Source organism: Streptomyces sp. NPDC048659 (assembly GCF_040650575.1).
GTDB lineage: Bacteria > Actinomycetota > Actinomycetes > Streptomycetales > Streptomycetaceae > Streptomyces.
The window spans coordinates 102,317-125,068 of the sequence record NZ_JBEZHM010000007.1 but is presented as its reverse complement, the minus strand read 5'-3'; the positions used below and the strand labels follow the sequence as shown (position 1 = coordinate 125,068).

The 22,752-nt window shown below is 75.6% G+C and carries 22 protein-coding genes and 1 pseudogene; 10 read left to right on the top strand and 13 right to left on the bottom strand.

The window, feature by feature from the left end; genetic code table 11:
- Positions 1 to 56 precede the first annotated feature (56 nt).
- Genes AB0C99_RS08095 through AB0C99_RS08085 form a run of 3 tightly spaced genes read right to left on the bottom strand, consistent with a single transcriptional unit; the run spans position 57 to position 2,967 of the window.
- Positions 57 to 1,121: an alpha/beta hydrolase gene (locus AB0C99_RS08095; RefSeq protein WP_362471052.1), complete on the bottom strand. Its 1,065-nt coding sequence runs from the start codon at positions 1,119 to 1,121 to the stop codon at positions 57 to 59.
- The gene (locus tag AB0C99_RS08090; protein ID WP_362471049.1) at positions 1,118 to 1,843 is read right to left on the bottom strand and encodes a glucose 1-dehydrogenase; all 726 of its coding nucleotides are present in this window, start codon (positions 1,841 to 1,843) and stop codon (positions 1,118 to 1,120) included. Before AB0C99_RS08090 ends, AB0C99_RS08095 begins: the two co-directional genes overlap by 4 nt.
- Complete coding sequence (locus tag AB0C99_RS08085; protein ID WP_362471048.1) at positions 1,840 to 2,967, bottom strand: LLM class flavin-dependent oxidoreductase; 1,128 nt, start codon at positions 2,965 to 2,967, stop codon at positions 1,840 to 1,842. Before AB0C99_RS08085 ends, AB0C99_RS08090 begins: the two co-directional genes overlap by 4 nt.
- A gap of 105 nt (positions 2,968 to 3,072) precedes the next feature.
- Here AB0C99_RS08085 and AB0C99_RS08080 point away from each other — a divergent pair, with 105 nt between their 5' ends.
- The 3 genes and pseudogenes from AB0C99_RS08080 (at position 3,073) to AB0C99_RS08070 (ending at position 4,723) form a co-directional block, all read left to right on the top strand.
- Positions 3,073 to 3,672 carry a PadR family transcriptional regulator gene (locus AB0C99_RS08080; protein ID WP_362471045.1) on the top strand — a complete coding sequence of 200 codons (600 nt, stop codon included), beginning with the start codon at positions 3,073 to 3,075 and terminating at the stop codon, positions 3,670 to 3,672.
- Positions 3,673 to 3,715: 43 nt separating this feature from the next.
- Positions 3,716 to 4,081: pseudogene (locus tag AB0C99_RS08075) on the top strand (VOC family protein); the annotation flags it as partial.
- Between the two features lie 96 nt (positions 4,082 to 4,177).
- The gene (locus tag AB0C99_RS08070; protein ID WP_362471042.1) at positions 4,178 to 4,723 is read left to right on the top strand and encodes a pyridoxamine 5'-phosphate oxidase family protein; all 546 of its coding nucleotides are present in this window, start codon (positions 4,178 to 4,180) and stop codon (positions 4,721 to 4,723) included.
- A gap of 26 nt (positions 4,724 to 4,749) precedes the next feature.
- Here the strand turns inward: AB0C99_RS08070 and AB0C99_RS08065 are convergent, their stop codons facing one another.
- Entirely contained in the window at positions 4,750 to 5,751 is a 1,002-nt protein-coding gene (locus AB0C99_RS08065) for an acyl-CoA dehydrogenase family protein (protein ID WP_362471040.1), read from the bottom strand.
- Complete coding sequence (locus AB0C99_RS08060) at positions 5,751 to 6,905, bottom strand: acyl-CoA dehydrogenase family protein (protein ID WP_362471037.1); 1,155 nt, start codon at positions 6,903 to 6,905, stop codon at positions 5,751 to 5,753. Before AB0C99_RS08060 ends, AB0C99_RS08065 begins: the two co-directional genes overlap by 1 nt.
- A 52-nt stretch (positions 6,906 to 6,957) precedes the next feature.
- Between AB0C99_RS08060 and AB0C99_RS08055 the strand changes: the two genes are divergently transcribed.
- The 4 genes from AB0C99_RS08055 (at position 6,958) to AB0C99_RS08040 (ending at position 10,800) form a co-directional block, all read left to right on the top strand.
- Positions 6,958 to 8,109, top strand: coding sequence for an acyl-CoA dehydrogenase family protein (locus AB0C99_RS08055; protein WP_362471034.1), 1,152 nt, complete (start codon positions 6,958 to 6,960; stop codon positions 8,107 to 8,109).
- Positions 8,106 to 8,891 (top strand): SDR family oxidoreductase, encoded by a 786-nt coding sequence (locus AB0C99_RS08050; RefSeq protein WP_362471031.1) that lies wholly within the window; start codon positions 8,106 to 8,108, stop codon positions 8,889 to 8,891. Before AB0C99_RS08055 ends, AB0C99_RS08050 begins: the two co-directional genes overlap by 4 nt.
- 127 nt (positions 8,892 to 9,018) lie before the next feature.
- The gene (locus AB0C99_RS08045; protein ID WP_362471028.1) at positions 9,019 to 9,606 is read left to right on the top strand and encodes a TetR/AcrR family transcriptional regulator; all 588 of its coding nucleotides are present in this window, start codon (positions 9,019 to 9,021) and stop codon (positions 9,604 to 9,606) included.
- A gap of 36 nt (positions 9,607 to 9,642) precedes the next feature.
- Positions 9,643 to 10,800, top strand: coding sequence for an acetyl-CoA C-acetyltransferase (locus AB0C99_RS08040; protein WP_362471025.1), 1,158 nt, complete (start codon positions 9,643 to 9,645; stop codon positions 10,798 to 10,800).
- Between the two features lie 60 nt (positions 10,801 to 10,860).
- Here the strand turns inward: AB0C99_RS08040 and AB0C99_RS08035 are convergent, their stop codons facing one another.
- From AB0C99_RS08035 to AB0C99_RS08015, 5 genes are read right to left on the bottom strand one after another with little or no spacing between them, the layout of a single operon-like run.
- On the bottom strand, positions 10,861 to 11,751 hold the full coding sequence (locus tag AB0C99_RS08035) for a tyrosine-protein phosphatase (protein ID WP_362471022.1): 891 nt from the start codon (positions 11,749 to 11,751) through the stop codon (positions 10,861 to 10,863).
- 31 nt (positions 11,752 to 11,782) lie between these two features.
- Complete coding sequence (locus tag AB0C99_RS08030; RefSeq protein ID WP_362471020.1) at positions 11,783 to 12,829, bottom strand: nitronate monooxygenase; 1,047 nt, start codon at positions 12,827 to 12,829, stop codon at positions 11,783 to 11,785.
- Positions 12,826 to 13,539, bottom strand: coding sequence for a CoA-transferase (locus AB0C99_RS08025; protein ID WP_362471017.1), 714 nt, complete (start codon positions 13,537 to 13,539; stop codon positions 12,826 to 12,828). The genes AB0C99_RS08030 and AB0C99_RS08025 overlap by 4 nt, the downstream gene beginning before the upstream one ends.
- Positions 13,536 to 14,384, bottom strand: coding sequence for a CoA-transferase (locus AB0C99_RS08020; protein ID WP_362471014.1), 849 nt, complete (start codon positions 14,382 to 14,384; stop codon positions 13,536 to 13,538). Before AB0C99_RS08020 ends, AB0C99_RS08025 begins: the two co-directional genes overlap by 4 nt.
- The gene (locus AB0C99_RS08015; RefSeq protein WP_362471011.1) at positions 14,381 to 15,136 is read right to left on the bottom strand and encodes an enoyl-CoA hydratase family protein; all 756 of its coding nucleotides are present in this window, start codon (positions 15,134 to 15,136) and stop codon (positions 14,381 to 14,383) included. The genes AB0C99_RS08020 and AB0C99_RS08015 overlap by 4 nt, the downstream gene beginning before the upstream one ends.
- Positions 15,137 to 15,203: 67 nt before the next feature.
- Between AB0C99_RS08015 and AB0C99_RS08010 the strand changes: the two genes are divergently transcribed.
- Together AB0C99_RS08010 and AB0C99_RS08005 are read left to right on the top strand one after the other, a co-directional pair.
- Positions 15,204 to 15,977, top strand: coding sequence for an SDR family oxidoreductase (locus AB0C99_RS08010; protein WP_362471008.1), 774 nt, complete (start codon positions 15,204 to 15,206; stop codon positions 15,975 to 15,977).
- Positions 15,977 to 16,852 carry an SDR family oxidoreductase gene (locus tag AB0C99_RS08005; protein ID WP_362471005.1) on the top strand — a complete coding sequence of 292 codons (876 nt, stop codon included), beginning with the start codon at positions 15,977 to 15,979 and terminating at the stop codon, positions 16,850 to 16,852. The genes AB0C99_RS08010 and AB0C99_RS08005 overlap by 1 nt, the downstream gene beginning before the upstream one ends.
- A 247-nt stretch (positions 16,853 to 17,099) precedes the next feature.
- On the opposite strand, the gene AB0C99_RS08000 is transcribed toward AB0C99_RS08005, so the two are convergent.
- Both AB0C99_RS08000 and AB0C99_RS07995 read right to left on the bottom strand, forming a co-directional pair.
- A complete protein-coding gene (locus AB0C99_RS08000; RefSeq protein WP_362471002.1) occupies positions 17,100 to 18,923 on the bottom strand; it encodes an ankyrin repeat domain-containing protein in 1,824 nt (607 codons plus the stop codon).
- Positions 18,924 to 18,992: 69 nt separating this feature from the next.
- Positions 18,993 to 19,844 carry a hypothetical protein gene (locus AB0C99_RS07995; protein WP_362470999.1) on the bottom strand — a complete coding sequence of 284 codons (852 nt, stop codon included), beginning with the start codon at positions 19,842 to 19,844 and terminating at the stop codon, positions 18,993 to 18,995.
- Positions 19,845 to 20,018: 174 nt separating this feature from the next.
- Between AB0C99_RS07995 and AB0C99_RS07990 the strand changes: the two genes are divergently transcribed.
- On the top strand, positions 20,019 to 20,804 hold the full coding sequence (locus AB0C99_RS07990; RefSeq protein ID WP_362470996.1) for a serine protease: 786 nt from the start codon (positions 20,019 to 20,021) through the stop codon (positions 20,802 to 20,804).
- 136 nt (positions 20,805 to 20,940) lie between these two features.
- Here AB0C99_RS07990 and AB0C99_RS07985 read toward each other — a convergent pair whose 3' ends face one another.
- Positions 20,941 to 22,686, bottom strand: a complete 1,746-nt coding sequence (locus AB0C99_RS07985; RefSeq protein WP_362470993.1) for a beta-galactosidase family protein — start codon at positions 22,684 to 22,686, stop codon at positions 20,941 to 20,943.
- Between the last annotated feature and the right edge of the window lie 66 nt (positions 22,687 to 22,752).

Below are 22,752 nucleotides of genomic sequence, written 5' to 3'. Positions count from 1 at the left end.
CCCGAATGTCCCCGACCGGACGACAGGGAGGGCGTCGCGGCGCGTCCGGGACCCGGTCACCCCGCCGTCAGCCGCCCCAGCCACCGCGCCGCCCCGTCCAGCGCGTCGTCCGCCTCCGGGAGGAGGCCGAGGCCGCCCAGGAAGCCGTGGAACATGCCCGTGTGGAGCTGGACCCGGACCGGGACACCCGCCGCGGACAGGCGGCGCGCGTACGCCAGGCCCTCGTCGCGCAGCACGTCGCAGTCGGCGAGGACCAGCAGGGCCGGCGGGAGGCCCGTGAGGTCGGGCGCGAGGGCGGGGGAGGCCGCGGCCGGGTCGCCGCCGGGGCCCGCGTACTGCTCCCAGTACCAGCGCATGTGCTCCCGGGTGTGGAAGAAGCCCTCCGCGTACGTCTCCGCCGAGGCGCCCGCCAGCCGGTGGTCGAGCGCCGGATAGACCAGGAGCTGGCCCGCGAGGGGCGGCCCGCCGAGGTCGCGGGCGCGCAGGGCGACGGCCGCCGCCAGGTTGCCGCCGCTGGAGTCGCCGGCCAGGACCAGCGGACGCCCCGGCCGGCGGGCCGCCGCCCACGTCAGCACCGCGTACACGTCGTCCTCGGCCGCCGGGAAGCGGTGCTCGGGCGCGCGCCGGTAGTCCACGGAGACCACGGTCGCCCCGGTCCTCGCGGCGAGCGCGCGGCACAGCCGGTCGTGGGTGTCCAGGTCGCACAGCACCCAGCCGCCGCCGTGCGCGAAGACGACCACCGGGTCCGCCTCTCCCGGGTACACCCGCACCGGGACGCCGTCCGCCGACAGGTCCTCCGCGCCCGGCGGGACCGCGCCGAGGTGCGCGCGGGCCGCCGCGCGCAGCGCCCCGGCGCCCGCCCCGGGCCGGGGGAAGCCCGCCGCCAGGGCGTCGCAGAGGGCGCGGGCGGCGGGGGTGAGGGGGTCGGGGGCGGGCCGGTCGGGGGCGGGCCCGCCGGGCGAGGGTGCGGGCGCGGGTGCCGAAGGGGCTCGCGTCCGGTCCGGGGCCGCCGGGTCCGCGGGCGCCGGATCCCGAGGCGCCGGATCCCGAGGCGCCGGATCCGGATCCGCGGGCGCGGGATCCCGAGGCCCCGGCCCCGGATCCGTAGGTCGCTCGGTCATGCCGTCAGTCCTCCGTCCACCGTGAACTCCGCGCCCGTCACGTACGAGGCGGCGTCCGAGAGCAGGTACGCGACCAGGCCGGCGACCTCCTCGGGCCGGCCCATCCGGCCCAGCGGCACGTGCGACCAGTCCTTGTCCGCGACCGCCGCCGTCATCGGGGTGTCCACGGCGCCGGGGTGCACCGAGTTGACCCGGACGCCGTACGCGGCGAGGTCGCGGGCCGCCGAGCGGCTGAGGCCCCGCAGGCCGAACTTCCCCGCCCCGTACGCCGCGTGGCCCGGGACGCCGACGAGCCCCGCCGTCGAGGACACGTTCACCACCGAGCCGCCGCCCGCCGCGCGCAGCGCCGGGAGCGCGGCCCGCATCCCGAGGAAGGGGCCGAGCAGATTGACCCTGAGCAGCAGTTCGAAGTTGTCGTACGTCTCCGACTCCAGCGGCGCGGTCCGCCACAGGGCCGCGTTGTTGACCAGGCCGTCCAGGCGCCCGTACCCGGTCAGCGCGGTGTCCACGGCCCGCGCCCAGTCCTCGGCGGACGTCACGTCGTGGCGTACGAACACGGCCCGGTCCGGCCCTAGTCCGGCCGCCACCGCGCGGCCCTCCGGCTCCCGCACGTCGGTCAGCACCACCCGCGCCCCCGCCGCCGTCAGCAGCCGCGCCTCGGCGGCGCCCTGGCCGCGCGCCGCGCCCGTCACGAGCACCACCTTGCCGTCGAGGTCCGTCACTTGGCGGCGTCCAGGGCGCGGAAGTGCGGGATGACCTTCTCGCCCCACTGGCGGATGGTCTCCATGCAGACCTCCTGCGGCACGGTCCCCATCTGGATCAGGCACATCACCTCGTCGACCCCGATCCGCCGCAGCCGCTCGACGTAGGCGACGGCGGTGTCCGCGTCCCCGTAGGCGTGGTCGGTGTTGTACGTGCCGGTGTCCACGGGCCGGGCCGGGATGTTCGCCTCGTGTAGCCGGGCCACCAGCTCCCGCCGCTCCCGCTCCAGCGCGCCCGCGTGGTCCTCGTCCTCCGCGTAGCCGGTGGGCGCGGGGGCGCCGCCGTACCAGTGGGCGATCGACTCCGCGAAGAAGCGCTGCCCCCTGGTGCCGAGCCGCAGGGCGCGGGCGGCGTCGTCCAGGACGACGGTCGGGCAGAGCGCCGAGAAGTGGTCGTTGACCTCGGTGGAGACCAGGTGCGCGCCGTCCCGCGCGGCGATGGCCGCGTCGTACACCGCGCGCATCGCGCGGACGTCGTCGGCGCCCGCGAAGCCCATCACCAGGGCGCCGACGCCGAGTTCGGCGGCCCGCCGCAGCGAGTCGTGCTGCGAGCAGGCCATGAAGAGCGGCGGGTGCGGGCCCTGCACCGGGCGGGGCAGCACCGCGCCGGGGCCGATGTCGATCGAGCCGTGCCACTCGAACTCCGGCTCCCGCCAGGCGGCGGCCAGGATCCGCAGGGCCTCCTCCATCTGCGGCCGGGTGTCGGCGGGGTCCACGCCGAACATGCGGGTCTCCTGGCGGGTCGCGCCGCGCCCGGCGCCGATGTCGACCCGGCCGCCGGAGAGCACGTCGAGCATGGCGGCGCGCTCGGCGACCCGGACCGGATGCTGGTAGCCGAAGGGCATGGTGACCACGCCGTGCCCGATGCGGATCCGCTCGGTGCGGGCGGCGACCCAGGTCAGGAAGATCTCGGACGCGCTCATGTGCGCGTACTGGGTGAGCGAGTGGTGCTCCACCGCCCAGATCCGGTCGAAGCCCATCTCCTCCGCGTACACGGCCTGTTCGACGCAGTCGCGGATGACCTGGTGTTCGCGGGCGGGGGTGGGGTCGACGAGCTGTGCTTCGAAGATCATCGAGAACTTCACGGGGAGCTCCTCCCGACGGCGGCCGATGCCTGAGCGAGCGCTATGCCTAATCGAAATACTTCTAGCAGGCATAGGTGGGGGAGGGAAGGGCCGTAGACTGCGCCCGTGCCGGATGACGAGAAGGTGCCCGCGCTGCCCGCGACGAGCTGGGCGGTGCTCGGACTGCTCTCCTTCGGGCGGGAGTTGTCCGGATACGACCTGAAGAAGTGGTCCGACCGCTCCCTCGGCCTCTTCTACTGGAGCCCCTCCTTCAGCCAGATCTACGCCGAGCTCAAGCGCCTGGAGGCGGCCGGGTACACCACCTCCCGCCTGGTCGCCCCCGAGTCCGGCTCGCGCGACAAGCGGGTCTACCGGATCACCCCCGAAGGGCTCGCCGCCGTCCGCGCCTGGGCCGGCGGCGCCCCCGTCGACCCGCCGGTCCTCAAACACGGGCCGATGCTGCGCCTCTGGCTCGGGCACCTCCTGGAGCCCGCCCGCACCCGCGAACTCCTCACCGCGCACCGGGAACACGCCGAGGCCATGCGGCGCCGCGCCGAGACGGACGCCACCGACGCCGGGGCCGACGCGGACTGGGCGTACCCGCTGCTCACCCTCCGCTGGGCCGAGCGCTACTACGCCGCCGAGCGCGACCTGGCCGAGGCGATGCTCGCGGACGTCGAGGCGCTGGAGCGGGACCACCGCGCCGGTGGTCCCGGCCCCGGCTGATATCGGGTGGCCGGGTGCGGCGGGCGCACGACATAGTGGCCGGATGACTTCTCTCGTACGCCATGTGACCATCGACTGCGCCGACGCCTACGCCCTCGCGAGCTTCTGGGCCGGGGTGCTCGACGCGAAGCTCGCCGACGACGACAACCCCGGCGACCCCGAGGCCACGGTGGAGTCGCCGGGCGCCTCGCTGCTCTTCATCCGGGTCCCGGAGCCGAAGTCCGTGAAGAACCGGGTCCACCTCGACCTCCAGCCGCAGGACCGCAGCCGCGACGAGGAGGTCGAGCGGCTGCTCGGGCTCGGCGCCACGCTGGTCGGCGACCACCGCAGGCCCGACGGAACGGGGTGGGCGACCCTGGCGGACCCCGAGGGGAACGAGTTCTGCGTGGAGCGCAGCCAGGCGGAGCGGGACGCGCAGCGGTCGCAGTGATCCGGCGCCGGGAGTGATCCGGCGCCCGGAGTAATCCGGACAGAAGGTGTCGGGATTCCGGTGTCTCCTGGAGGCATGGGAGACACCGGAACCACCGACACCGCCAGCACCGCCCGCCCCGCGCACCCCACCGGCTGGGCCTCCTTCGAGGCCGCCGAGCCCGCCTTCGCCGTCCTCGTGCGCGAGCGCTTCGGCGGATACACCCACCACGCCCTCGCCACCCTCCGCAAGGACGGCTCCCCGCGCCTGAGCGGCATCGAGGCCGACTTCCGGGCCGGGGAGCTGTGGCTCGGCATGATGCCGGGCTCGCGCAAGGCGCTGGACCTGCGCCGCGACCCCCGTTTCGCGCTGCTCGCCAACCCCGGCGAGGGCACCACCATGGGCGGCGGCGACGTCCGCGTCTCCGGCCGGGCGGTCGAGATCACCGACCGGCCGACCCTGGAGTGGTACGCGGGGGAGGTCGGGATGCCGATGCCGTTCCACGTCTTCCTGGTCGAGCCGACGGAGGTCGTGCGCACCGCCGTCGAGGGCGACGACCTGGTCCTGACCGCCTGGACCCCGGCGCGCGGCACCCGCACCATCCGCCGGGGCAACGACGAGTCGCCGCCCCGGGAGGGGTGACGGTCAAGGGGGCCGGGCCCTCCGGCTCACCGCCCCGCCGCCGCTGCCGCCGCCGCGATGACCTCGCCCCGGCACCAGGCCGGGCCGCCCCACGCGTCCCGCAGCGGGCGGGCCTTGCGGAGCCAGAGGGAGAGGTCGAGCTCCTCGGTGTAGCCGACGGCCCCGTGCGTCCGCAGGGCGGTGCCGGCCGCCGCGTACGCGGCCTCCCCGGCGGCGGCCTTCGCCGCGGCGAGATCGCCGCTCTCGAAGGTGAGCGCCGCTCCGAAGACCAGCGGCCGGGCGAACTCCAGGCCGATCAGCGCGTCCGCCAGCCGGTGCTTGACCGCCTGGAAGGAGCCGATCGGCACCCCGAACTGGGTGCGCTGCTTCGCGTACTCCACCGTCCGGTCCAGCAGCGCCAGCCCCACCCCGAGCGCCTGCGCCGCCGTCGCCAGCAGCGCCCAGCGCCGGGCCGTCGCCGCCGCCGAGGCCACCGCGGGCCCGGCCGCGAGCAGCTCCCCGCCCGGCGCGGGCCGGGCCGGCCGCCGCACCGGGTCGGCGGAGACCAGAAGCTCCCCGTGCCCGGGGGCCAGCCGCAGCTCCTCGCCGTCCACGACCAGCAGCAGGTCGGCTGTGTCCGCGTCCAGCGCGTACGGGGAGACCTCGGTCATCGCCAGGCTCGCCACCGTCCCGCCGCCCACCAGCCCCGGCAGCAGCCGCTTCGCCGGGCCCTCCTCGCCCCGCCCGGCCAGCTCCGCGAGGAGCGCCGTCGCCGCGACGGTCTCCACGAGCGGGCCCGGGACCGCGTGGCGGCCCGACTCGACCATGGCGTGGGCGAGTTCGACGGGGAGCGGGCCGACCCCCTCGTACGCCTCGGGCGCGGCCAGCGCGAACACCCCGGCGTCGGCGAGCCGGGCCCACAGCGCGCGGCCGGGCCCCGGCTCGCCCGCCGCCCAGGCCCGCGCGACGGCCGGGGTGCCGGCGGCGGAGAGCATCGCGTCCAGGGAGCGCGCGAAGTCGCGCTGCTCGTCGGTCGGCAGGAAGCGCATCAGCGGCGGCCCTTCGGGAGGCCGAGCAGCCGCTCGGCGATGATGTCGCGCTGGATCTCGTTGGTCCCGGCGTAGACAGGCCCGGCCAGCGAGAAGACGTGCCCCTCGGCCCACTCGGTGTCGGCCCGCTCGCCGTCCGCCCCCAGCAGGTCAAGCGCCGTCTCGTGCAGGGCGATGTCGAGCTCCGACCAGAAGACCTTGTTGAGGCTGGACTCCGCCCCGATCCGGCCGCCCGCCGCGAAGAGCGAGGCCCCGGCGGCGGTGAACAGCTGGTAGGCGCGGGCCCCGATCAGCGCGTCGGCGACCCGGTCCCGCAGCGCCGTGTCCGAAGGGTCGCCCCGCTCGTCCCACAGCCGCCGCAGCCGGTCGGCGGCGGCCAGGAAGCGGCCGGGGGAGCGCAGCGTGAGCCCGCGCTCGTTGCCGGTGGTGGACATGGCGATCCGCCAGCCCTGTCCGGGCTCGCCGATGACGTCCGCGTCGGGCACGAACACCCCGTCGAGGAAGAGCTCGGCGAAGGCGGGCTTGCCGTCGAGCCGTCCGATCGGCCGCACGGTCACACCCGGTGCCCGCAGGTCGAACATCAGATACGTCAGCCCCCGGTGCGGGCGCCCCTCGGCCGCCGGGCCCGGGTCGGTGCGGAAGATGCCGAAGGCCCGGTCGGCGAAGGCCGCCCGCGAGGACCAGGTCTTCTGGCCGTGCAGCAGCCAGCCGCCGTCCGTCCGCACGGCCCGCGAGGTCAGCGAGGCGAGGTCGGAGCCGGCCTCGGGCTCGGACCACGCCTGCGCCCAGATCGTCTCCCCGGTCGCCATGGACGGCAGCACCCGGGCCCGCTGCTCCTCGGTGGCGTGCTCGAAGAGGGTGGGGGCGAGCAGGCTGATGCCGTTCTGCGAGACCCGGCCGGGGCCGCCCGCCGCGTGGTACTCCTCCTCGAAGGCCAGCCAGCGGAAGATGTCGGCGCCCCGGCCCCCGTACGCCTCGGGCCAGGAGACCACCGACCAGCGCCCGGCGGCGAGTTCGGCCTCCCAGGCGCGGTGGGCGGCGAAGCCCTCGGCGGTCTCCAGGGACGGCAGCGGCGTCCGGGGCACCCGGGCGCGCAGCCACTCCCGGGCCTCGGCCCGGAAGGCGTGCTCCCCGGCGGTGTACGAGAGGTCCATCGGACCCCCACCTCCTTCCCTAACAAGTGTTTGGTAGGTTACCGTGACGCTCATGACGAGCGCCATGAGCAGCGTCGAGGAGTTCCGCGCCGAGATACGGGACTGGCTGCGGGACCGGCTCCGGGGCGAGTTCGCCGCCCTGCGCGGCCGCGGCGGCCCCGGCCGCGAGCACGAGGCGTTCGCCGAACGCCTGGCCTGGGAGCGGCACATGGCCGACCACGGCTGGACCTGCGTCGGCTGGCCCGAGGAGTACGGGGGGCGCGGCGCGAGCATCGAGCAGCAGCTCGCCTTCCACGAGGAGTACGCCCTCGCCGACGCCCCCGCCCGCGTCAACCACATCGGCGAACAGCTCCTCGGCCCCACCCTCATCGACCACGGCACCGAGGAGCAGAAGGCCCGCTTCCTGCCCGCCGTCCGCGCCGTCGAGGAGCTCTGGTGCCAGGGCTACAGCGAGCCCGACGCGGGCTCCGACCTCGCCGCCGTCCGCACCCGCGCGGTCCGCGACGGCGGCGAGTGGGTGATCGACGGGCGCAAGATCTGGACCTCCCTCGCCCACGAGTCCCAGTGGTGCTTCGTCCTCGCCCGCACGGAGCCCCGCACCGCCCGGCGCCACGAGGGGCTCTCGTACCTCCTCGTCCCGCTCGACCAGCCCGGTGTGGAGATCCGGCCGATCGTCCAGCTCACCGGCACCAGCGAGTTCAACGAGGTCGTCTTCGACGGCGCCCGCACCCCCGCCGCCCACGTCGTCGGCGCCCCCGGGGACGGCTGGCGGATCGCCCTCGCCACCCTCGGCTACGAGCGGGGCGTCTCCACCCTCGGCCAGCAGGTCGGCTTCCGCCGCGAGCTGGAGGCGCTGGCCGCGCTCGCCCGCGCCAACGGCACCGCCGACGACCCCCGCGTCCGCGACGGACTCGTCCGCGCCTGGACCGGGCTGCGCGCCATGCGCGCCCACGCCCGCTGCGGCACCGAGCCCTCCATGGCCAAGCTCCACTGGTCCCACTGGCACCGGGACCTCGGCGAGCTCGCCATGGAGATCCGGGGCCCGGCCGCCACCCTCGCCGCTGGGGAACCGTACGAACTCGACGACTGGCAGCGCCTGTTCCTCTTCTCCCGCGCCGACACCATCTACGCCGGATCCAGCGAGATCCAGCGCAACATCATCGCCGAGCGGGTGCTCGGCCTCCCGAAGGAGCCGCGCCCGTGACCGCCGCGCCCGCCTACGTCCCCGGCCACGGCCTGCTGGCCGGCCGCACCGCCGTCGTCACCGCCGCCGCCGGCGCGGGCATCGGCGGCGCCACCGCCCGCCGCCTCCTGGAGGAGGGGGCCAGGGTCCTGATCAGCGACGCCCACGCCCGCCGCCTCAAGGAGACCGAGGAGGCCCTCGCCGCCGAGTTCGGCGCCGGACGGGTCGCCGCCCGGCCCTGCGACGTCACCGACGAGGCCCAGGTCCAGGAGCTGTACGACACGGCCGTACGGCTCCACGGCGGCCTCGACGTCCTCGTCCACAACGCCGGGCTCGGCGGCACCGCCGCCCTCGCCGACATGACCGACGAGCAGTGGAACCGGGTCCTCGACGTCACCCTCAACGGCACCTTCCGCTGCACCCGGGCCGCCCTGCGCCACTTCCGCGACACCGGCGGCACCGGGGTGATCGTCAACAACGCCTCCGTCGTCGGCTGGCGCGCCCAGGAGGGCCAGGCGCACTACGCCGCCGCCAAGGCCGGGGTGATGGCGCTGACCCGCTGCGCCGCGATGGAGGCCGCCGCCTACGGGGTCCGGGTCAACGCGGTCGCCCCCTCCCTCGCCATGCACCCGCACCTGGTCAAGGTCACCTCCGCCGGGCTCCTGGAGGAGCTGACGGCCCGGGAGGCGTTCGGGCGGTACGCGGAGCCCTGGGAGGTCGCGAACGTCATCGTCTTCCTGGCCAGCCACTACTCCTCGTACATGACCGGCGAGACGGTCTCCGTCAGCAGTCAGCACCCCTAGGACGGCAGACGACAATGGACCCGTGCCGACGCCCAAGACATCCCCCAAGACCCCCGCGAAGCCATCGCCCGCGAAGTCCCCTGCGAAGTCATCGCCCGCGAAGCCGCCCGCCGCGAAGAAGTCCCAGGTGAGCGCCTCACCCGAGCGGCGCCGTGAACTCCTCGGCATCGCCGCCGAGGTGTTCGCCGCCCAGGGCTACAACGCCACCACCGTCCGCAAGATCGCGGACGAGGCCGGGATGCTCGCGGGCAGCCTCTATTACCACTTCGACTCCAAGGAGTCGATGCTCGACGAGATCCTCTCGACCTTCCTGGACGAGCTGTGGGCCGGTTACGACACCGTGCTCGCCGCCTCGCTCGGCCCCCGGGAGACCATCGAGGCCCTCGTCACCGAGTCCTTCCGGGAGATCGACCGGCACCGCGCCGCCGTCGCGATCTACCAGAAGGAGTCCCGCCACCTCGTCGACCAGGACCGCTTCCACTACCTGGCCGACTCGCAGGTCAAGTTCGAGAAGGCATGGCTCGGCACCCTGGAACGCGGGGTCGCCTCCGGTGCCTTCCGCGCCGACCTCGACGTCCGCCTCACCTACCGCTTCGTCCGCGACACCGTCTGGGTCGCCGCGTCGTGGTACCGCCCCGGCGGACGGCACAGCCCCGAGGAGATCGCCCGCCAGTACCTGTCGATGGTCCTGGACGGGATCGCCGTACGCGTCTAGCGACTCTCCGCCCTTCGCCCTCCAGGAGGAACAGCCATGCCCGAGGCATACATCGTCGAAGCGGTCCGCACCCCGGTGGGCCGCCGCAAGGGCGGGCTCGGCGCCGTCCATCCGGCGGACCTCGGCGCCCACGTCCTCAAGGCCCTGGTCGGGCGCAGCGGGATCGACCCGGCCGCCGTGGAGGACGTCGTCTTCGGCTGCCTCGACACCGTCGGCCCGCAGGCCGGCGACATCGCCCGCACCGCCTGGCTGGCGGCCGGACTGCCCGAGGAGGTCCCCGGTGTCACCATCGACCGCCAGTGCGGCTCCTCCCAGCAGGCCGTCCACTTCGCCGCGCAGGGCGTGCTCTCCGGCACCCAGGACCTGGTCGTCGCGGGCGGCACCCAGAACATGACGATGATCCCCATCGCCTTCGCCTCCCGGCAGGCCGCCGACCCGCTCGGCCTCACCGAGGGCCCGTACGCGGGCTCCGCCGGCTGGCGGGCGCGGTACGGGGACGCGCCGGTCAACCAGTTCCACGGCGCCGAACTGATCGCCGCCAAGTGGGGCATCACCCGCCGCGACCAGGAGGAGTTCGCCCTCCGCTCGCACCAGCGGGCCCTGCGCGCCCTCGACGAGGGCCGCTTCGCCCGCGAGACCGTCCCGTACGGGGAGGTCACCGCCGACGAGGGCCCGCGCCGGGACACCACCCTGGAGAAGATGGCCGCCCTGAAGCCCGTCGTCGACGGCGGCACCATCACCGCCGCCTGCTCCTCCCAGGTCTCCGACGGCGCCGCCGCGATGCTGATCGCGAGCGAACGCGCGGTCCGCGAACACGGCCTCACCCCCCGGGCCCGCGTCCACCACCTCTCGGTGCGCGGCGAGGACCCGATCCGGATGCTCTCCGCCCCGATCCCGGCCACCGCCCACGCCCTCAAGAAGACCGGCCTGACCATCGACGACATCGACCTGGTCGAGATCAACGAGGCGTTCGCCCCGGTCGTCCTCGCCTGGCTCAAGGAGACCGGCGCCGACCCGTCCCGCGTCAACGTCAACGGCGGCGCCATCGCCCTCGGCCACCCCCTGGGCGCCACCGGCGTCCGCCTGATGACGACCCTCCTCCACGAACTGGAGCGCACCGGCGGCCGCTACGGCCTCCAGACGATGTGCGAGGGCGGCGGCCAGGCCAACGTGACGATCATCGAACGCCTCTGAACGCACGACCGCGGCCCGCGCCCTCCGGTGGGGGCACGGGCCGCGGACGGCACGGCCCGCTCAGTCCGCCAGCCGCTCCCGCAGCCCCGCCAGGGTGCGCAGGTCCAGGCCGAGGCCCTCCGTGAGGTAGCGGAAGACGGAGCCGTAGGCGGTGCGGAGTTCGGTGCGGGCGGTGTCCAGGTAGGTCTGGCGGACCTCCTGGAGGGGGATGATCAGGTCCGGGTTCCGCATCAGGCCCGCCTGGCGCAGGCCCTCGCGGACGCGGGCGTCGTTGGCGGCGCGGAAGGTGTTGGAGGCCAGGTAGTCGTCGGTCGCCAGGCGGTCGGGGACGCCGAGGGCGGTGAGCAGGAGCCAGCTCGTCCAGCCGGTGCGGTCCTTGCCCGAGGTGCAGTGGTGGAGCTGCGGGCCCGCGCCCGGGGCGGCCAGTTCGCGCAGGGTGGCGCCGAAGCGGGCGCGGTTGGCGGGGTCGGTGACGAAGGTGCGGTAGACCCCGGACATGAAGGCCGCGGCCCGGCCGCCGCCCAGCATCTCCTCCTGCCGCACCGGGTCCCGGGAGCCGATCGCGGCGAGCAGCTGCCCGTACAGGCCGTTGTCGGTGACGGGGCGGGAGACCAGGGCGGGGCCGGGCGGGAGGCGGTCGGCCCCGTCGGACTGCACCTCCAGCGGGATGCGGAAGTCGATCACCCGGGCCAGGCCCAGGCCGCCGAGCACGCCCAGGTCGGTGTCGGTCAGCTTGCCGAGGTGGTCGCCGCGGTAGACCAGGCCGTGCCGGACCCTGGCCCCGTCGTAGGTGGGGTAGCCGCCCAGGTCGCGGACGTTGACCGCGCCCTGGAGCGGGATCTGGCGGATGGGGTGGGCGGCGCGGGGGCGGGCCAGGGCCGGTGGGGCGGTGGCCGCCAGGAGCGCGGTGGCGGCGGCGGTGCCCAGCAGTGCGCGTCTCGACAACGACATGGCTGTCTCCCTTGCGGACTCATGTGCGGACTCATGGGGCGGGAAGGGTACGGAGCACGTGCGCGGCCTCGGACATGATCCGGGTGACGAGTTCCCCGCAGCCGGGCAGGTCCTCGATCACCCCCGCGACCTGTCCGGAGGCCATGACGCCGAGGTCGGTGCGGCCCTCGACCATGGAGGCTTTCAGGAGCATCGGGGTGTTCGCGGCGAGCAGGACCTGGCTCCAGGACAGGTCCTTGCCGTGGCGCATCGCCAGGCCCTCGCGGACCATCGCGGCCCAGGAGAGCCCGGACAGGCGCCGGAAGCCGGCCGCCCTGCGGACCGCCTGGGCCAGGGCGCGCACCCGGCCCGCGTGCTCCAGCGCGGCGACCATCTCGGTGCGCAGCATCCGGTGCGGCAGGCCGTCGACGGCGGTGGTGACGGTGACGTCCTTGACGGTGGCGGCCAGATAGCGGGCCTTGACCGCGTCGGGGACGGTCGAGTCGGAGGTGAGGAGGAAGCGGGTGCCCATGGCGATGCCGGCCGCGCCGTAGGACAGCGCGGCGACCAGGCCGCGCCCGTCGTGGAAGCCGCCGGCCGCGATCACCGGGATGTCCACGGCGTCGACGACCTGCGGCAGCAGCACGGTGGTGGCGACCTCGCCGGTGTGCCCGCCGCCCTCGCCGCCCTGCACGACGACCGCGTCGGCGCCCCAGGCGGCGACCTTCTCGGCGTGCCGGCGGGCCCCGATGGAGGGGATGACGACGACCCCGGCGTCCTTCAGCTCGGCGATCAGCTCGCGGGAGGGGGCGAGGGCGAAGGAGGCCACCCGTACGCCCTCGTCGACGATGATCCGGACCCGCTCGCGGGCGTCGCCCGCGTCCGCGCGGAGGTTGACCCCGAAGGGGCGGTCGGTGCGGGACTTCACCTCCCGTACGGCGGCGCGCAGTTCGTCGACGGTCATGGTGGCGGAGGCGAGCACGCCGAGCGCCCCGGCGTTCGCGGTGGCCGACACGAGCCGGGGGCCCGCGACCCAGCCCATGCCGGTCTGCACGATCGGGTGCTCGACGCCGACCAGCTCGGTGAGCCGTGTCCTCATCGGGCCGGGACCTCCCGCTCCCGCAGGCCCGCCGGGTCGATCACCTCGCGGATCAGCCGCAGTTCCCCGGCGGTGGGCTCGCGGGTGTACGGCACGTCCGCGCCGCCCGCGAGCGCGAAGCCGGTGGCCGCCCGGACCTCCTCGGCGGTGACCCCGGGGTGCACGGAGGCGAGCCGCAGGGTGTGGTCGGGGGTGTCGAAGTCGAAGACGCCGAGGTCGCTGACGACCCGGCCCAGGCGGTGGTACGGCCCGGCGGCCCGGTCGTAGCCGACGCCGCTGACCATGTCGACGCGCTCGACGAAGACCCGGGTCGAGTGCCGGGGGATCCAGTAACTGACCGGGTTGTTGAGGGTGTTGACGGGGGCGCCGCGCACGCCGAGGAGCTGGCGGGCCGGGCGTTCCCAGTCGCCGATGCAGGAGATGTTCTGGTTGCCGTACCGGTCGATCTGGCTGGCGCCCATCATCACGTGCCGCCGTCCGCCGGTGACCATCGCGAGGTGGCGGCGGTAGGGCAGCCAGCCCTCCGGCTCCCCGTCGAGGCCGACGAGCAGCGCCTCGCCGTCGGTGAGCAGCAGGTCGGGGGAGAAGGTGCGCTTGGCGAGGTGGGCGCCGACGGAGGGGACCAGGCCCATCGGGCTGGCGAGCACCTCCCCGTTGTCGCGCCATGCCTCGGCGCAGGCGATCACGCAGTACTCGGCTCGGCTGGTCACCGCTGTGCCTCCTCGTGCCAGGTGCGGACGGCCGCCTGGTAGTCGTCCTCGCCCTTGCCGGACAGGAAGCGTCCGGCGAACTCGGGCCAGGGGGTGCTCGCGTACAGCTTCTGGAAGGGCTCGTCGCGCGGGTAGTCCGGCGCGCAGGAGGTGAAGTGGGCGCCGTTCGGGGTCTCGACGACGCCGGTGACGCTGTGCCGGGAGATCAGCAGGGTCTGCGGGACGGTGTCGGCGGGGAAGGCGTCGACGATCCGCTCGCAGGAGACGTACGCGGTGTCGGCGGCCTCGCAGAACAGGTCGTCGAAGTACGGGTCGGGGCCCAGGTACTGCCCGTTGCCGCGGCGGTCGGCGCGGTTGACGTGGACGAGGGCGGCGTCCATCCGCAGGGCGGGCACGGCGACGAACTCCTCGCCGTCCTCGTACGGGGAGCGGACCGTCCGCAGCCCGGGGTTGACCCGCATGAGGTCGGAGCCGAGACCGGCGCGGACCGGCAGGAAGGGCAGCCGGTTGGCGGCGGCGTGCAGTCCCCACATGAACATCGCCTCGTCGAGCTCGGTGAGGGCGAGGGCGCCGCTCTCGCGGGCGGTCCGGTAGTGGGGTTCCAGGGGGATGGAGTCCAGGGTCACGAAGGGGGCGACCAGGCGGCGGATCCGGCCGGCGGCGGCGAGCAGGCCGACCTCGGGGCCGCCGTACGCGATGACGGTGAGATCGGTGATCTCGGACCGGAGCAGTGCTCGGACCAGGGCCATCGGCTTGCGCCGGGAGCCCCAGCCGCCGATGCCGATCGTCATGCCGGAACGCAGCCGCCCCACGACGTCCTCGGGGCTCATGGTCTTGTCGGTCACGCGTCCTCCCGGGCGCTCGCGCCGAAGCCGTCGCGGACCCGGTCGGCCACGCCGCTCAGGTTCGCCTCGAAGGTGAAGCCCTGCTCGAAGCGGTAGCTGCGGCGCACGTCGACGGGGTCGATGCCGTTGATGGCCGCCTTGGCGAGCCGGATCAGGGTGCCGTCCTTGGCCGCGATCTCGGCCGCCAGCTCCAGGGCCGCGTCGAGCAGCCCGGCGCGCGGCACCACCTTCCACACCGAGCCGTGGGCGTGCAGCTCGGCGGCGGTGGCGGTGCGCGAGGTGTAGTACAGGGCGCGCATCAGGTGCTGCGGGACGAGCCGGGCGAGGTGGGTGGCGGCCCCGAGGGCGCCCCGGTCCAGCTCCGGCAGGCCGAAGACGGCGTCGTCGGCGGCGACGATCGCGTCCGCGTTGCCGACGAGCCCGATGCCGCCGCCGAGGCAGAAGCCGCCGACGGCGGCGACGACCGGGACCTCGCAGTCGTAGACGGCGGCGAACGCCTCGGCGCAGCCCCGGTTGACGGCGATGAGGGAGGCGTGGCCGGGGTCCCGCTGGAGCTCCTTGATGTCGACACCCGCGTTGAAGCCGCGGCCCTCGGCGGCGAGCACGACGCAGCGGACCTCCTGGTCGCGGCCGGCCGCGCGGACGGCGTCGGCGAGCGCGTACCAGTCGCGTACGGGCAGGGCGTTGACGGGGGGACGGTCGACGGTGACGAGCGCGATGCCCTTGTCCGGGCGGGAGGTGGAGACACCCATGTGCGGATCAGCTACCTTTCCACCAAACGTTTGTTAGGTGACCGTGCTGGGAGGAAGGTAGCAGCCGATGGAGCTGGACGGGAGGGTCGCCGTCGTCACCGGTGGCACGCGCGGGGTCGGCGCGGGCATCGCCAGGGCCTTTCTGCGCGCCGGGGCCGAGGTCCTGGTCTGCGCCCGCAGGCCCCCCGGCGAACCCGTCGCCGCGGCCGGCAGGACCGCCGTCTTCCACCCGCTCGACCTGCGCGAACCCGCGGCCGTACGGGAGTTCATGGCCGGGATCGCCGAGCGGTACGGGCGCCTCGACACGCTCGTCAACAACGCGGGCGGCACCCCCTACCGGCTGCTCGGCGAGGGCGCCGCCGAGCGGCACGCAAGGGTCGTCGAGCTCAACCTCACCGTCCCGCTCGCGGTCTCGCTCGCCGCGCACGGGCTGCTGCGGGCCTCCCGCGGCTCGGTCGTCATGATCGGCAGCGTCAGCGGCACCCGCCCCTCGCCGGGCACCGCCGCCTACGGCGCCGCCAAGGCGGGCCTGGAGAACCTGGCCCGCACGATGGCCGTCGAATGGGCTCCCGAGGTCCGGGTCAACACCCTGGTCCTCGGCATGGTCAGGACCGAGCTGTCCCACCTCCACTACGGCGACGCCGAGGGCCTCGCCGCCGTCGGCGCCACCGTGCCGCTGGGCCGGCTCGCCGAACCGTCCGAGATCGGCGAGGCGGCCGTCTTCCTCGCCTCCGACCGGGCGGCGTACGTCACGGGGGCCTCGCTCCTGGTGCACGGGGGCGGCGAACGCCCCGCCTTCCTGAACGCAGCGACCGTCAACAAGCCGAACGGAGAGTCGTGATGGGTCTGTGTGACGAACGGGTGGTCATCGTGACCGGCGCCGGCCGGGGGCTCGGCCGGGCCCACGCCCTCGCCTTCGCCGCCGAGGGCGCCCGGGTCGTGGTCAACGACCTCGGCGTCGGACTGGACGGGCGCCCGGAGCCCGGCGGCCCGGCGGCCCTGGTCGTGGCGGAGATCCGGGCGGCGGGCGGCGAGGCCGTCGCGCACGGCGGCGACATCGCGACGACCGAGGGCGCCGCGTCCCTGGTGGACACCGCCCTCTCCGCGTACGGGCGCCTGGACACCCTCGTCAACAACGCCGGGTTCCTGCGCGACCGGATGCTCGTCAACCTCAGCGAGGACGACTTCGACGCGGTGCTGCGGGTCCACGTGAAGGGCCACTTCCTGCCCCTGCGGCACGCCGCCGCGCACTGGCGGGCCGAGGCGAAGGCGGGCCGCCCGGTGGCCGCGCGGGTCGTCAACACGACCTCGGGCGCGGGGCTGCTCGGCAGCGTCGGGCAGGGCAACTACGCCGCCGCCAAGGCCGCGATCGTCGGCCTCACCCTCGTCGCGGCGGCCGAGATGGGCCGGTACGGGGTCCAGGCCAACGCCATCGCGCCCGCCGCCCGCACCCGGATGACCGAACAGACCTTCGCCGACCTGGCCGCCCTCCCGGAGGACGTCTCCCCACTCGTGGTCTGGCTCGGCTCGGCCGCCTCGGCCGGCGTCACCGGCCGCGTCTTCGAGGCCGAGGGCGGCCGACTCACCGTCATGGAGGGCTGGCGCCCCGGCCCCACCGAAACCCGCACCACCCGCCGCACCCCGGCGGAGGCGGGCGAGACGGCCCTCAAGCTGCTGGCGGAGTCGGAGGCGCCGGGGGCGGTGTACGGGGCGTGAGGGGAGGGCGGGGCCCGGTGCCGGGCCGCTGAGGGCCGGGCCCGGCGGGTAGGGGTCCGGGGGCGGGGCCGCGCCCCGGGGTGCGGCTCTGCGCCGGGCTTGGGATGTCGGCGCGGACCCGCGCGGTCCCGTGTGGCTGTGGCTGTGGCAGGTCCCGGGTCGGGCCCGGCCCCCGCCCCGTCCTCACCGGCAGCGGGGCGCCGAGCCGGGACCGTACCGGGCCCAGGGGCGGCCGGTGCCCCCGCCCTCACCGGCAGCGGGGCGCCGTCCACTCCAGGCGGGTCCGGGTGCGGGCGTCCGTCAGGTGTTCCAATGCGGACAGGGCCGTCTCGCGGGCCGGGCCCGCCGGGTCGGCGTCCGCCAGGAGGCGGGCCAGGGCCTCCACCGCGCGCGGGTCCTGACGCAGGGCCAGGCCCCGGGCCGCCTCGGCCGCCGTCTCCGGGTCCGGGTCGGCGAGCCGCGCGGCCAGCGCCTCGCGCAGGGCGGGGGTGTCGTCGGGGAGTTCGGCGAGCGCCAGGGTGGCCCAGTCCCGGACCCGGGGCGCCCGGTCCCGGCTCAGCCCGATGAGCACCGCCCGCGCCTCGGCGTGCCCCGAGGGCACGAGCCCGGTCAGCGAGGCGGCCACCAGCCGCCGCACCTCCTCGTCCGGGTGCCGGGCGAGCCCGAGCAGCGCGGGGACCGCCGCCGGGTCCGCACCTTGCCCGAGCGCGGCGGCCAGCGAGCGGGCGGGCTCCGGGGCCGGGTCCGGAGCCGCCGGGGCCGGGCCGTCGGCCGCCTTGCGCGGGGCCGGGTACGGCCAGCCGACCGTCTGCCGCGCCTCCCGCTCCGGGTCGGCGCCCGCCTCCCGGGCCGCCGGGTCCGGGCCGTCGGCCGCCTCTCGCGCGTGCGGCTCCGGTGCCGCCGGGTCCGGCTCGTGGGCCGTCTCCGGCGCGGCCGGGTCCGGTACCGCCCGCTCCGACCCGCCGCCCGCCTCCCGCGCGGCCGGGTCCGCCACGCCACCCGCCTCCCGCGCCACCCACTCCGCCCCGCGCCCCGCCTCCCGCGCGGCCGGGTCCGCCACGCCACCCGCCTCCCGCGCCACCCACTCCGCCCCGCGCCCCGCCTCCCGCGCGGCCACCCCGCACAGCACCGCCACCGCCCGCCCCGCGAACCCCGGCAGCGCGCCGAGCACCTGCGCGCCCAGTGCGCGCCGCAGCGGGTCGGGGGCGTCGCACCAGCCGGTGGCGGCCGTGAAGACGGTCTCGTCGGCGCGGGCGGCCAACGCGGCCACCGCCGTCGTCCAGTCGTCCCCCGCCGGGTCCCCGCAGGCCAGCGCGCGTCCGGCGAGTTCCTCGTGCGGGACGCGGATGCCCAGGGCGCCCTCCAGGAGCGTGGCGATCGCCGCGTGGCCGGACTGGCGTTCGTCGCCCCGGGTCGGCGCCCCGTCCTCGCCCAGCAGCTCGACGACCACGGTCACCCCGCCGTCCTCGGGGACGCGCCGCACCACCGCCTCGTAGGTGTCCCCGGCGCCGCCGCCCTCGACCAGCCCGCGCCGCAGCGCCGCCGCCAGGTCCGCGCCGACCCACCGGCGGGCCTCCGCCAGCGCCTCCGCCCGGCTCCCGGCGCCGTGTTCGAGCAGCGCCCGGACGCAGGAGGCCGAGCCGCGCCGGGCGGCGGCGACCAGCGGGGCGAGCCCGTCGGGCCCGGGGCGGTCCGGCGCCGCGCCCGCCTCCAGCAGCTCCCGCAGCACCTCGGTGTGGCCGAGCCGGACCGCCCAGGCCAGCGCGGTGAAGCCGTAGCCCTCCTCCTGGTCCGGGTCCGCGCCCGCCGCGAGCAGCGCCCGTACGACCTCGGTGTGGCCCCCGCAGGCTGCCCCGCACAGCGGCAGGTCGGCCTCGTCCGCGCCGCCGCGCCGCCCGGGATCGGCCCCGGCGGCGAGCAGCAGCCGGACCGCGACCGGCTGGTTCCCGACCGCCGCCCGGTAGAGCGCGGTCTCGTCGTCCTCCCGGCTCTCGGGGTCGGCCCCGCCCCGCAGGGCCCGCACCACCCCGTCGTCGTCCCCGTCCCACAGCGCCTCGAACAACGTGCTCATGCTCCCGACCCTCGCCCGAGCCCCCCGAACGGCGCAAATCCGTTCCCCGGGGCGGGCCCGGACGGGCCGTCAGGGCGCGCAGTCCAGGACCGTGGCGCACACCCCGCAGCGGGCCCGCACCCGCCCCCGTCCGGCCGCGATCCGCAGCCGCTGCCCGCATACCGGGCAGGGGAAGACGCCGTCCCCGGCGGCCCGCGCGCGCCGCCGGGCGGCCCAGCCGGCGCCCGCGAGCGGCGGGCGGCGCCAGTCGCGGGCGGCCTCCTCCCGGCCCCGTACCCACGCCTCGTACGCCACCGCGCCGGTGAACCAGGGGGAGGGGTCCTCCCCGAAGAGCGCGGCCCGTTTGGCGAGCACGTACCCGAACTCCTCGGGGGTCAGATAGCCCAGCTTCTGGCTGGACACCCCGTCCTGCCGGAACGCGTCGAGCAGCAGCCAGCCCGCCCCGAGATAGGTGGCGGCGACGTCGGTGAGGATCTCGTTCTCGGCGGTGGTCGGGAAGCTCAGGTCCAGCCGGTGCAGCAGCACATGGGTGATCTCGTGGGCGAGCGCGGCGCCGATGTCCCGGCGGTGCTCCGGGCGGGCGAAGCGCTCGTTGAGCTCGACGAAGTACTCGGGCCCCGCCGCCAGCTCGACGCTCGCCGCGTGCTCCATCGCGCGGAAGCCCACCACCATCCGCACGCCGGGCAGCCGCAGCTGCCGGACCAGGGCGCGGGCCACCGCCTGCGCGCCGAGGTGGACACCCGAGCCGGGCGGCGACGGCTCGACGCCCTCCATCGAGACGTCGGAGGCGGGCACGCTCGTCTCGTACCGCAGCACGCCCTCGGGGGAGAGCCGCCGGTAGAGCGCGCGGATGGCCGCGCGGACCGTGTCGAGATGCGGGAACCCGTGGACGACACGGGAGACTTCATCGCTGTGCGGCATCCCGGACCACCCCCTGCCGTCCAGGGTACGGGCGGTGCGTCCGCCGGCCCCGGGCGTCCCCCGCATGGCCGAAAAGGCCACCTTGTGACCCCCGTCAAGCGCTGTCCATAATCCGGACCACGTCTTGACGGGCACATGCCATCAAGATCAACCCCCCATGAAAGAAGGCAGTCGATGCAGAAGAACACTCTGGTCCGCGCACTGCAGAAACTCGCCGCGGCCGGCGCCGTCGTGCTCGCCGCCGTCAGCCTCCAGCCCACCACCACCGCCTCGGCCGCGCCCGCGCCGGTCGTCGGCGGCGTCCGCGCCGCCCAGGGCGAGTTCCCCTGGATGGTCCGGCTCTCGATGGGCTGTGGCGGCTCCCTGATCACCCCGCAGGTCGTCCTCACCGCCGCGCACTGTGTGAACGGCTCCGGCCCCAACACCAGCATCACCGCCACCGCCGGAGTCGTGGACCTCCAGTCGAGCAGCGCCATCAAGGTCAAGTCGACCAAGGTCTACCAGGCCCCCGGCTACAACGGCCAGGGCAAGGACTGGGCCCTGATCAAGCTGGCCTCGCCCATCACCAGCCTGCCCAACCTGAAGATCGCCGAGACCACCGCGTACAACAGCGGCACCTTCACCGTGGCCGGCTGGGGCGCGGCCCGCGAGGGCGGCGCGCAGCAGCGCTACCTGCTCAAGGCCAACGTGCCGTTCGTCTCGGACGCCGACTGCCAGTCCGCCTACGGCAGCTCGCTCGTCCCGGGCGAGGAGATCTGCGCCGGCTACAGCCAGGGCGGCACCGACACCTGCCAGGGTGACTCCGGCGGCCCGATGTTCCGCAAGGACGACACCAACGCCTGGGTCCAGGTCGGCATCGTGAGCTGGGGCGAGGGCTGCGCCCGGGCCGGCTACCCCGGCGTGTACTCGGAGGTCTCCACCTTCGCCGCGGCCATCAAGTCGGCGGCGGCCACCCTGTAGCTCGTAGCACCACGTAGCACGTACACGCGCACCGAGGTGCCCGGGACTCCCCACGGTCCCGGGCACCTCCGCGTGGCCCCCGTGTCCGGCCTCCACGTCCGGCCCCCGCCTCCGGCCTCCCGTACGGGCCCGACGGCTACGCCAGCTCCACCGGACCTCCCGCCCCGCCCTCCAGCTCCAGCACCCACACCTCGTTCGCGCCCGCCCGCAGCACCGGGCCCGGCACGAACAGCGACTCCTGCGGGCCCGCGCTCCAGTAGCGGCCCAGGCAGTGGCCGCCCACCCACACGAAGCCGCGGGTCCACCCCGGCAGCCGCAGCGCCGCGTCGCCCGGCGCCGCAACCTCCACCACGCCCCGGTACAGCCCCGGGCCCGCGTCCGCCGGCACCGGGCCGAACGGCAGCCGCGCCACCGCCGCCGCCTCGAAGGCGTCCAGGCGCAGGCCCCGGGCCCGTACGCCGTGCAGGTACTGCCGCTCGTGCCGGACGCCGCCGGTGATCCCCTTCGGCTCCGCCAGCCGCGGCCCGTAGTTGATCCGGCCCAGCGACTCCACCCACAGCTCCACCACCGCGGGCCCCGCCACCGGCTCCGGCAGCGTCGCCTCCTCCGTGTCGAGGACCCCGGCCAGGACCCCGTCCACGTACACCGAGGCCCGGTCCCGCAGCCCCGTCACGATCAGCGGGTACGGCTGCCGGGGGCCCGGCACCTCGATCCGGTAGCGGACCAGGCCCCGGTCCACCCCCAGCTCCTCGAAGGTCGGCGGCACCGGCGTGACCGACTCCGGGTCGCCCAGCGCCGCCAGCACCTCCGGCGCGGGCACCCAGCCGTCCAGGACGCCGCTCGCGGGCGCCCCGATCCGCGCGGGCGGCTCCGGCACCGGGGGCAGCGGCCCCTCCGCGTACTCCGCCAGCACCTCGCGGAAGCGCCAGAACTTCTCCGTCGGCAGCCCCGCCTCGTCGACCGGCGCGTCGTAGTCGTACGAGGTCACCGTCGGCAGCAGCGGCCCGTCGTGCATCGCCCCGGCGCCGTTCGCCCCCGCCCACCCGGCGACGTTGGTGCCGCCGTGCGCCATGTAGATGTTGACCGACGCCCCGCACTCCAGGATCTCCCGCAGCGTCGCCGCCGCGTCCGCCGCGTCCCGGCCCACGTGCGCGGTGCCCCAGTGGTCGAACCAGCCGCACCAGAACTCCATGCACATCAGCGGACCCGTCGGCCGGTGCCGCCGCAGCGTCTCGAACGCCGCCCGCGCCCCCGAGCCGAAGTTCGCCGTCGCCAGCAGCCCCGGCACCGAACCGCCCGTCAGCATGTGGTCCTCCGGGCCGTCCGAGGTGAACAGCGGCACCTCCACCCCGCACTCCAGCAGCAGGTCGGCGATCCGCCGCAGATGGCCCGCGTCGGTGCCGTAGCTGCCGTACTCGTTCTCCGCCTGCACCATCACCACCGGGCCGCCCCGGCCGATCTGCCGCTCCACCACCTGCGGCAGCAGCCGCCGGAACCAGCGCTCCACGTGCCCCAGGTACTCCGCGTCGTCCGTGCGCACCCGCCGCCCCAGCGGCCCCGTCAGCCAGTGCGGCAGACCGCCGTTGTCCCACTCGGCGCAGATGTACGGGCCGGGGCGCACGATCGCGAGCAGCCCCGCGTCCGCCACCGCGTCCAGGAAGCGCCCGAGCGCCGCCACGTCCCCGTACCGGCCGGGCTCCGGCTCGTACAGGTTCCACGGCACGTACGTCTCCACGCAGTTGAGCCCCATCGCGCGCAGCATCGCGATCCGGTGCGCCCACTGCTCCTCGTGCACCCGGAAGTAGTGCAGTGCCCCCGAGAGCAGCCGCACGGGCCGCCCGTCGAGAAGAAAGTCCTCGTCACCCACCACGAACTCGCTCATGCGCCTCACCTTCGCCCTCTGGCGGCGGACCGGTCCATGGACAAAGATCGTCGCAGTTTGGACCTT